This is a genomic window from Deltaproteobacteria bacterium (genome assembly GCA_018668695.1).
GTDB lineage: Bacteria > Myxococcota > XYA12-FULL-58-9 > XYA12-FULL-58-9 > JABJBS01 > JABJBS01.
Window position 1 is genome coordinate 1 of sequence record JABJBS010000203.1, and the last position, 6,471, is coordinate 6,471.

The window sequence follows — 6,471 nt, forward strand, 5'->3', positions numbered from 1 at the left end:
ACTTTGTCTGGGGGAGAAGCACAGCGTATCCGCCTGGCCACTCAAATCGGCAGCGCCCTTCGCGGGGTGATTTACGTTTTAGATGAGCCATCGATTGGGCTCCATCAGCGTGACAATGGCCGCTTGCTCAAGACGCTCGAAAACCTGCGAGACCTTGGCAATACGGTTTTGGTTGTGGAGCATGACGAGGAAACGATTCGGCGTGCGGATCATATTATCGATATGGGGCCCGGGGCAGGTTTACTTGGCGGACACATCGTCGCTCAAGGGCCTATCAAAACGATTTTAAAGTCAAAAAAGTCAGAGACGGCGGCTTATTTGTCGGGCCGCAAAAAGATAGGGATCGAGAAAACCAAGCGCCAAGCCAACGGAAAAAGTTTGAGCATCTACGAGGCCGTTGGGAACAATTTACAATGCGTGGATGCGCACTTTCCTCTGGGACATTTGATTTGTGTAACGGGTGTAAGCGGCAGCGGTAAAAGCAGTTTGATCAGTGGGACGTTGCAAAAAGCGATTTCAAAACAGCTCCACGGCGGCAGCCAAGCACCTTTGCCTTATGGGCGCATTGAGGGTGCAGAGCATCTTGATAAAATCATCGTCATCGATCAAAGCCCCATTGGCCGAACCCCACGCTCCAACCCAGCAACCTACACACAGCTTTTCGGCACGATTCGAGAGCTTTATGCCGGCGTACCCGAATCAAGGGCGCGAGGCTATAAGCCAGGACGGTTCTCGTTTAATGTGAAAGGTGGTCGTTGTGAGGCATGCGAAGGCGATGGTGTGCGGCGCATTGAAATGCATTTTTTGCCAGATGTGTTTGTGACCTGTGAAACTTGTGTGGGTCGGCGCTACAACCGCGAGACATTGGAGATTCTCTTTAAAGGAAAATCCGTTGCGGATGCTTTGGAGATGACAGTGAGCGAAGCGGTCGATTTTTTCCAAAATGTCCCGACCATTCATCGAAGACTTCTTACTTTAGAAGCGGTGGGCTTGGGCTATATGCACCTGGGCCAGAGTGCAACGACACTCAGCGGCGGAGAAGCACAGCGAATCAAGTTAAGCCGAGAATTATCGAAGCGGCCTACGGGTAAAACGCTTTACGTTCTGGATGAACCTACAACGGGTTTGCATTTTTGTGATGTGGACAAACTTTTAGAAGTGCTCCAAAAACTGGTCGAGCCAGGCAATACGATGATTGTTATTGAGCACAATTTAGATGTGATTCGATGTGCTGATCACATCATCGATCTGGGGCCAGAAGGTGGCCAAGGTGGCGGCACCATCGTGGCGACTGGAACACCGCAAGAGCTTGCGGAGAATGAAAGCTCTCATACCGGAAGATATTTGAAATCTTATTTCGATAAGAGCTAAGCGGGACAAGCGGCTAAAGACTAGTTGTCTTTGGCGATCTCGTCGTGATTGCTTGGAAGAATCATCGTGCTATCGATGGCTTCTGGAGCAATGTTTGAAGCGGATTCAAAACTTTCACCGGTAATTCGAGCTTTGCGCTGGCGGTAACGCCACTGCTGGTAGTGAGCCGAGCAAAGGCCACGGGCTACGGCAGGTCGTTCGCAGAGCAGGCATGAGCGCCGCTCGACACGTCGTTTTTCAGTAGCGTTGTTTGGATCAATACCATCAAGTCGTCGTTCAATACGTGTTAGTCTTTTTTCAAAATCACTGAGACGCTCGTCTACAGAAGCGGCAACTTGAATCTTCAAGTCTTCAATCAATGATTCGAAAAGCGCACCAAAATCAGTTGTTTTACGCGGTGGCATGTTTAACCTCCCATACATGTTTTGTTAGATATCCCCGGTATTCGAGTATGGTGTAGGTAAAAGTAAGTCAAGGTGGGAATTGATGAATATTAAAAACTCATAAGTAGGTTTATGGTCAAAAAAAAACGGGCCAGCTCTTCAATTTAATGAGAGCCGACCCGCCTTTATCGAACTTGGTATAGTTCTTAGCCAAGCTGCAAGAAGCAAAGTACCCAGCAGAAAAGTACGAGTGATTCTACGAACGCGAGGCCGAGAATCATTGGTACGAATACCTTGTCAGATGCGCTTGGGTTGCGAGCGATACCTTCAAGAGCAGCTGCGCCAATTTTACCTTGGCCCATTGCGCCACCGAGAACAGCAAGACCGATGGCCAAGCCGATGCCGATTGGTGCGAGGCTGCCAGAAGCTGCGCCGCCGTCAGCTGCCATTGCTACGCCAGCTGCCAAGAATACGAGAAGAAAACTTACTACACTTTTAATCATTATAGACTCCATGGTTAGTGTCGGCTTTAACTGATGCTCAAAGCTCCCGCTGACTCTCTCTCTCCCACACACTGCGCGCTGAGATCATTTAGAGACCGACGTTAAAAATTATTCGTTTTGGTTTAGGCGTGTGCGCCTGCTCCTTCATGGTGGTGATCGTCGTGATGCGCTTCTTCAACCGCAAGCGCGATGTAGATGATGCTCAAGAGAACGAAAACCATAGTCTGCACGCAGCAAACAAGAAGTCCGAGAGCCAAGAATGGAATCGGAACAAGAATTGGAACGAGGCCAATGAACGCACCAAGTACAGCGTGGTCACCAATCATGTTGGTTGCCAATCGAACACCGAGGCTAAATGGCCGCGCGATGTGCGATACGATTTCAATTGGGAACATAAGCGGTGCAAGGAACCAGCCCCAGCTCTCGCCTACAGGGTTCGCCATGTGGGCAATGTGATGAATGCCGTTCACACGTAGGCCGTGGTAGTTGTAATAAATGAAAACGAAGAAGGCACAGGCAAATGTTGTGTTCCAGTTATCCGTTGGCGGAAGAAATCCAGGAATCAAACCCATGAGGTTACAAATCAGGATGTAGAGAGCAAGTGTTGCAATTACTGGGAAGTAACGACTTGCTTCAGGTCCGATGATGGCCTTCATTTGTCCGTAAACAGCTTCTAGAAACATCTCGATGATGTTACGGACAGAAATGCCTGCTTCAGGAACGACGCCGCCGCCTTCAGCTGAATTGAGCTGGGTGCGTGCGCGGCTGCCAACCAAAAGTAGAATCAGTCCAACCAGTAGCGCTGCAGCAACGTGCTGAAACAAAACAGGTCGGCCTGAAATGAGACCAACACCTGTTGACTGAAGATAAGCTTCAATCTGCTGGTATCCGGGAAGAAAATTTAGCCAGGTAATGCCGTGGTCCATTGCGGGACTCCTTAAGACTCTTTTTCTGCCAGTTCGTTAGAACCAGTGGTTAATTGCGTATGAATCGTGCCGAGGGCCACGCCGGGAAAGAAGGAGAAAAGTCCAACCATCAAACCGGTCGTATTGATTTTAAAAATGAGGATCAACGCTGCGATTGCGCCCATCATTAAAACCAACTTAAAAGCCATTAACGATAAATAGAATCCGTTGCCACTGGGTCCCCTTAAAATTCCGGCAAGAACAAAACGCATGGACTGAATGTTCATGGTCATCAATATTCCGGCCACGAGGGTACCGAGGGCAATTTGCTCGGAGAATTGAAGGCTTCCCAGACTTAGGACCAAGACGGCTGCGATCTGGTAACGACCAATCCATTGTAGCAAAGATTCATTCATCATTTCGCGCGGCATCTACCCCAGGAAACAAGATTTGTAAAGTCGATCCCGGACGGCGCGTCATCGATCATGTTGCTTAATTTTTTTAAGGAAATAGAAAATAGGTGGGAGAAGTTCGACAGAAGAAACGGCGGGTGCGCGCCCGCCGTTTCTAAGTCACCGAAGGGAAGTCGGAGGGGGGCTCCCTAAGGTAACAAATCCATTCTCACGAGGAGACTGGACACATCGATCCATCGGTCCTACAAGGACTTCTTTTATATTATATTACCACCTTGTAGACCACGTCACCTGCTAGATCACGTTAGCAAATGCCTAGTGTGTGCAGGTCACTCACATTGTAGGGCACTGTCGTGCAGGGTCAAAAAATCGGACAAATGGGGAATGATGCAATCAGATGACACAGCTTCTTTTCGCTTAAGTGCAGAAAAAGCCTCAATAAATTCAGGGTTTGCGGTCCAGTTGGACCAAGACTATCGCTATAATTCGCAGCTTTGTGCCGCCCGATTTCGTCTGGACAATGGGCTAACGATCATTTTTATGCCCGACAGACGCGCTAAACTTTTTGCTTATCAGACCTGGTTTCGGGTGGGCAGCCGCGACGAGAACCCTACCCGAACGGGCTTAGCTCACCTTTTTGAGCACCTGATGTTTAAGGGAACAACCACTTATCCCACCGGCGTTTTCGATCGTGAGATGGAAAAACTCGGTACACAGACCAATGCAGCCACCTGGGTGGATTGGACTTTTTATATGCAGACGCTGGCAGCACGGGCCGATAACCTGCAGACCATCATCGATTTTGAAGCTGATCGAATGGTTAATTTGGTGGTTGATGAAGAAACTTTTCGTTCCGAGCTCGAAGTCGTTAAAAACGAAAGACGCATGGTCGTCGACGATTCAGTGGGTGGAACCATCAGTGAAGCTGTATTTAAAACGGTTTTCCAAAAACACTCCTACCGGTGGCCGACGATTGGTTACATGGAGCACCTTGATGCGACAAGTGTTGACGAACTCCGAGACTTTTACAGAGCCTTCTACGCACCCAACAACGCAACGCTTGTGGTTGCCGGTGATTTAGATTGTGAAGACTTCCTAACTCGGGTGGCAAAGGCTTATGGCCCGTTGAAGTCCCAAGATGTGACGCGGCCATCGCGTTTACCTGAGCCAGAGCAAACCGCCCCGCGCAACGAGGTCCTTCATTTGGAAGTTTCGGCGCCGCAAGTGGTCATGGCTTTTCAAGCACCGGCTCAATCTACCGATGGGTTTGCCGCCTGCGAAATTCTCAGTGAAATTTTGGTTTCTGGTGAAAGTTCAAGGCTTTATCGGCGGCTCGTGATTGAAGAAAAAATCGCGTTAGACGTTTCGGGTTACCTTGCGCCCTTTTCCGACCCAGGGTTGTTTGAAATTGGTGTGCAGGGCCGTCCTGGCAGCGACCCTGAGCGAATCGTTGAAGTGGTTCAGGAAGAACTTCAACGGCTCGGGGCAGACGGTGTTTTAGAGACAGAGTGTTCTAAGGCTCGTAACACGCTCGAGCTTAGTTTGCTCTTGGGGCTTAAGGATGCAGACGGTTGCGCAGAGGCCCTGGGCCACTTTGAAACCAATTTTGGCGATTTCACGCTGGGTTTTAAAGCCATGGGCCGCTGGGAAAGAGTTTCCAACGATGCTGTCGTTGATGTAGCCCGAGAGATCTTTCAAGTTCAAAAACGCTCGGTTGTAACGGCTGTGCCACGGGAGTCTGCAGCATGAGTGAAACAACCAACGGGATTTGCCGGGAAGATTTCGCCGGCGCCACCATCATCACCATCGAAGATGCAAGCTTACCTGTTGTGCGCTGGGTAGCGGCTGCTCCAGGTGGATCCTCACTTGATCCGACGGGAAAATCCGGCACCCTATCCATGACCATGGATTTGATGCTGCGCGGAACCCAGGACAAGTCCCGAGAGATTTTTAGTCAGCACCTAGAAGGTCTTGGTTCTTCTCTTTCCGCTTTGGGCGGCAATGAGTTGGCCATGTTTCGCGGCTTAAGCTTAAAAAGAAACCTGGCTGAAACTCTTGGCTTAATGCGCGAAGTGATGCTTGAGCCTGAGCTTAGCGAGGAAGAGTTTGAGATTCTGCGAGAGGAAACCATCGATGATATCGTTTCCATTCCAGACGACGATGGGAGTCTTTGCGGCGTCTTTTGGCGGCGGGCTCTTTATGGAGAGCACCCTCTTTCAAGAATGCCTTCGGGAGAGATTGGTGAACTCTTAAACCTGACTCTCGATGATGTGAAAGCGATGCATCAAAAGGTTTTTGAACAAGGCAGGCTTTTGTGGGTCTTCAGTGGGGATATAACGCCCGCAGAGGCGCGGCAGGCCGTGGAATCTGTTTATTCGACCAGTACCCCTCGAGAATACCTTCAGACCTCTGCCGAGCCTGTAGCTTCCAGAGAGTCGCCTCATATTGTGGTGATCGATAAGCCAGACCGCGTGCAAGTCCAGCTTCGCGTAGGGCATATGGTCGTAAGTGGGGAACATGAAGATGTTGACCCACTTTGGCTGGGCAGCACCGCATTTGGCGGCACTTTCACCTCTCCGCTCACCCACGAGATTCGAGAAGTACGAGGCTGGTCCTATTTTGCTGCGACAGAGTTTCGCCGCCAGCGCCGCACCCCGTCTCCGATGGTGATGCATACGGCCCCAGCCCAAGAGGACCTGGTTGATTGTTTGAAGCTTGAGTGGGAGCTTTTCACGGGTTTGGCTGATGGCAAACTTGATCATGACGATATCGAGCGGGCGCGCCAATACATCTTAGGGCGCTATCCGCTATCTATCGCCACAGCTTCTGACCGAATGGTACCGGCACTTTATCTTGAGTTGCTTGGAAAACCTGCTCATGACATTTATGCTTTGCC

7 protein-coding genes are annotated in these 6,471 nt (G+C 50.1%); 3 read left to right on the forward strand and 4 right to left on the reverse strand.

The window, feature by feature from the left end:
• Window positions 1-1,371: excinuclease ABC subunit UvrA (gene uvrA, locus HOK28_10815; protein MBT6433576.1), on the forward strand; the 1,371-nt coding region annotated here is incomplete at its 5' end.
• Window positions 1,372-1,391: 20 nt separating this feature from the next.
• Here uvrA and HOK28_10820 read toward each other — a convergent pair.
• The 4 genes from HOK28_10820 to HOK28_10835 all read right to left on the reverse strand — a co-directional run bounded on the left by HOK28_10820 (window position 1,392) and on the right by HOK28_10835 (window position 3,581).
• On the reverse strand, window positions 1,392-1,775 hold the full coding sequence (locus tag HOK28_10820; protein MBT6433577.1) for a hypothetical protein: 384 nt from the start codon (window positions 1,773-1,775) through the stop codon (window positions 1,392-1,394).
• A 185-nt stretch (window positions 1,776-1,960) separates the two neighbouring features.
• On the reverse strand, window positions 1,961-2,269 hold the full coding sequence (locus HOK28_10825) for an ATP synthase F0 subunit C (GenBank protein MBT6433578.1): 309 nt from the start codon (window positions 2,267-2,269) through the stop codon (window positions 1,961-1,963).
• A 110-nt stretch (window positions 2,270-2,379) separates the two neighbouring features.
• Window positions 2,380-3,183 carry a F0F1 ATP synthase subunit A gene (gene atpB, locus HOK28_10830; GenBank protein ID MBT6433579.1) on the reverse strand — a complete coding sequence of 268 codons (804 nt, stop codon included), beginning with the start codon at window positions 3,181-3,183 and terminating at the stop codon, window positions 2,380-2,382.
• Between the two features lie 11 nt (window positions 3,184-3,194).
• Complete coding sequence (locus tag HOK28_10835) at window positions 3,195-3,581, reverse strand: hypothetical protein (protein MBT6433580.1); 387 nt, start codon at window positions 3,579-3,581, stop codon at window positions 3,195-3,197.
• Between the two features lie 378 nt (window positions 3,582-3,959).
• Here HOK28_10835 and HOK28_10840 point away from each other — a divergent pair, with 378 nt between their 5' ends.
• Together HOK28_10840 and HOK28_10845 are read left to right on the forward strand one after the other, a co-directional pair.
• On the forward strand, window positions 3,960-5,324 hold the full coding sequence (locus tag HOK28_10840; GenBank protein MBT6433581.1) for an insulinase family protein: 1,365 nt from the start codon (window positions 3,960-3,962) through the stop codon (window positions 5,322-5,324).
• Window positions 5,321-6,471: insulinase family protein (locus tag HOK28_10845; GenBank protein MBT6433582.1), on the forward strand; the 1,151-nt coding region annotated here is incomplete at its 3' end. The genes HOK28_10840 and HOK28_10845, both read left to right, overlap by 4 nt.

Coding starts and splice junctions, on each gene's coding strand:
- HOK28_10820 (MBT6433577.1), bottom strand. CDS start 1,775: ATGCCACCGCGTAAAACAACTGATTTTGGTGCGCTTTTCGAATCATTG.
- HOK28_10825 (MBT6433578.1), bottom strand. CDS start 2,269: ATGGAGTCTATAATGATTAAAAGTGTAGTAAGTTTTCTTCTCGTATTC.
- atpB (MBT6433579.1), bottom strand. CDS start 3,183: ATGGACCACGGCATTACCTGGCTAAATTTTCTTCCCGGATACCAGCAG.
- HOK28_10835 (MBT6433580.1), bottom strand. CDS start 3,581: ATGATGAATGAATCTTTGCTACAATGGATTGGTCGTTACCAGATCGCA.
- HOK28_10840 (MBT6433581.1), top strand. CDS start 3,960: ATGATGCAATCAGATGACACAGCTTCTTTTCGCTTAAGTGCAGAAAAA.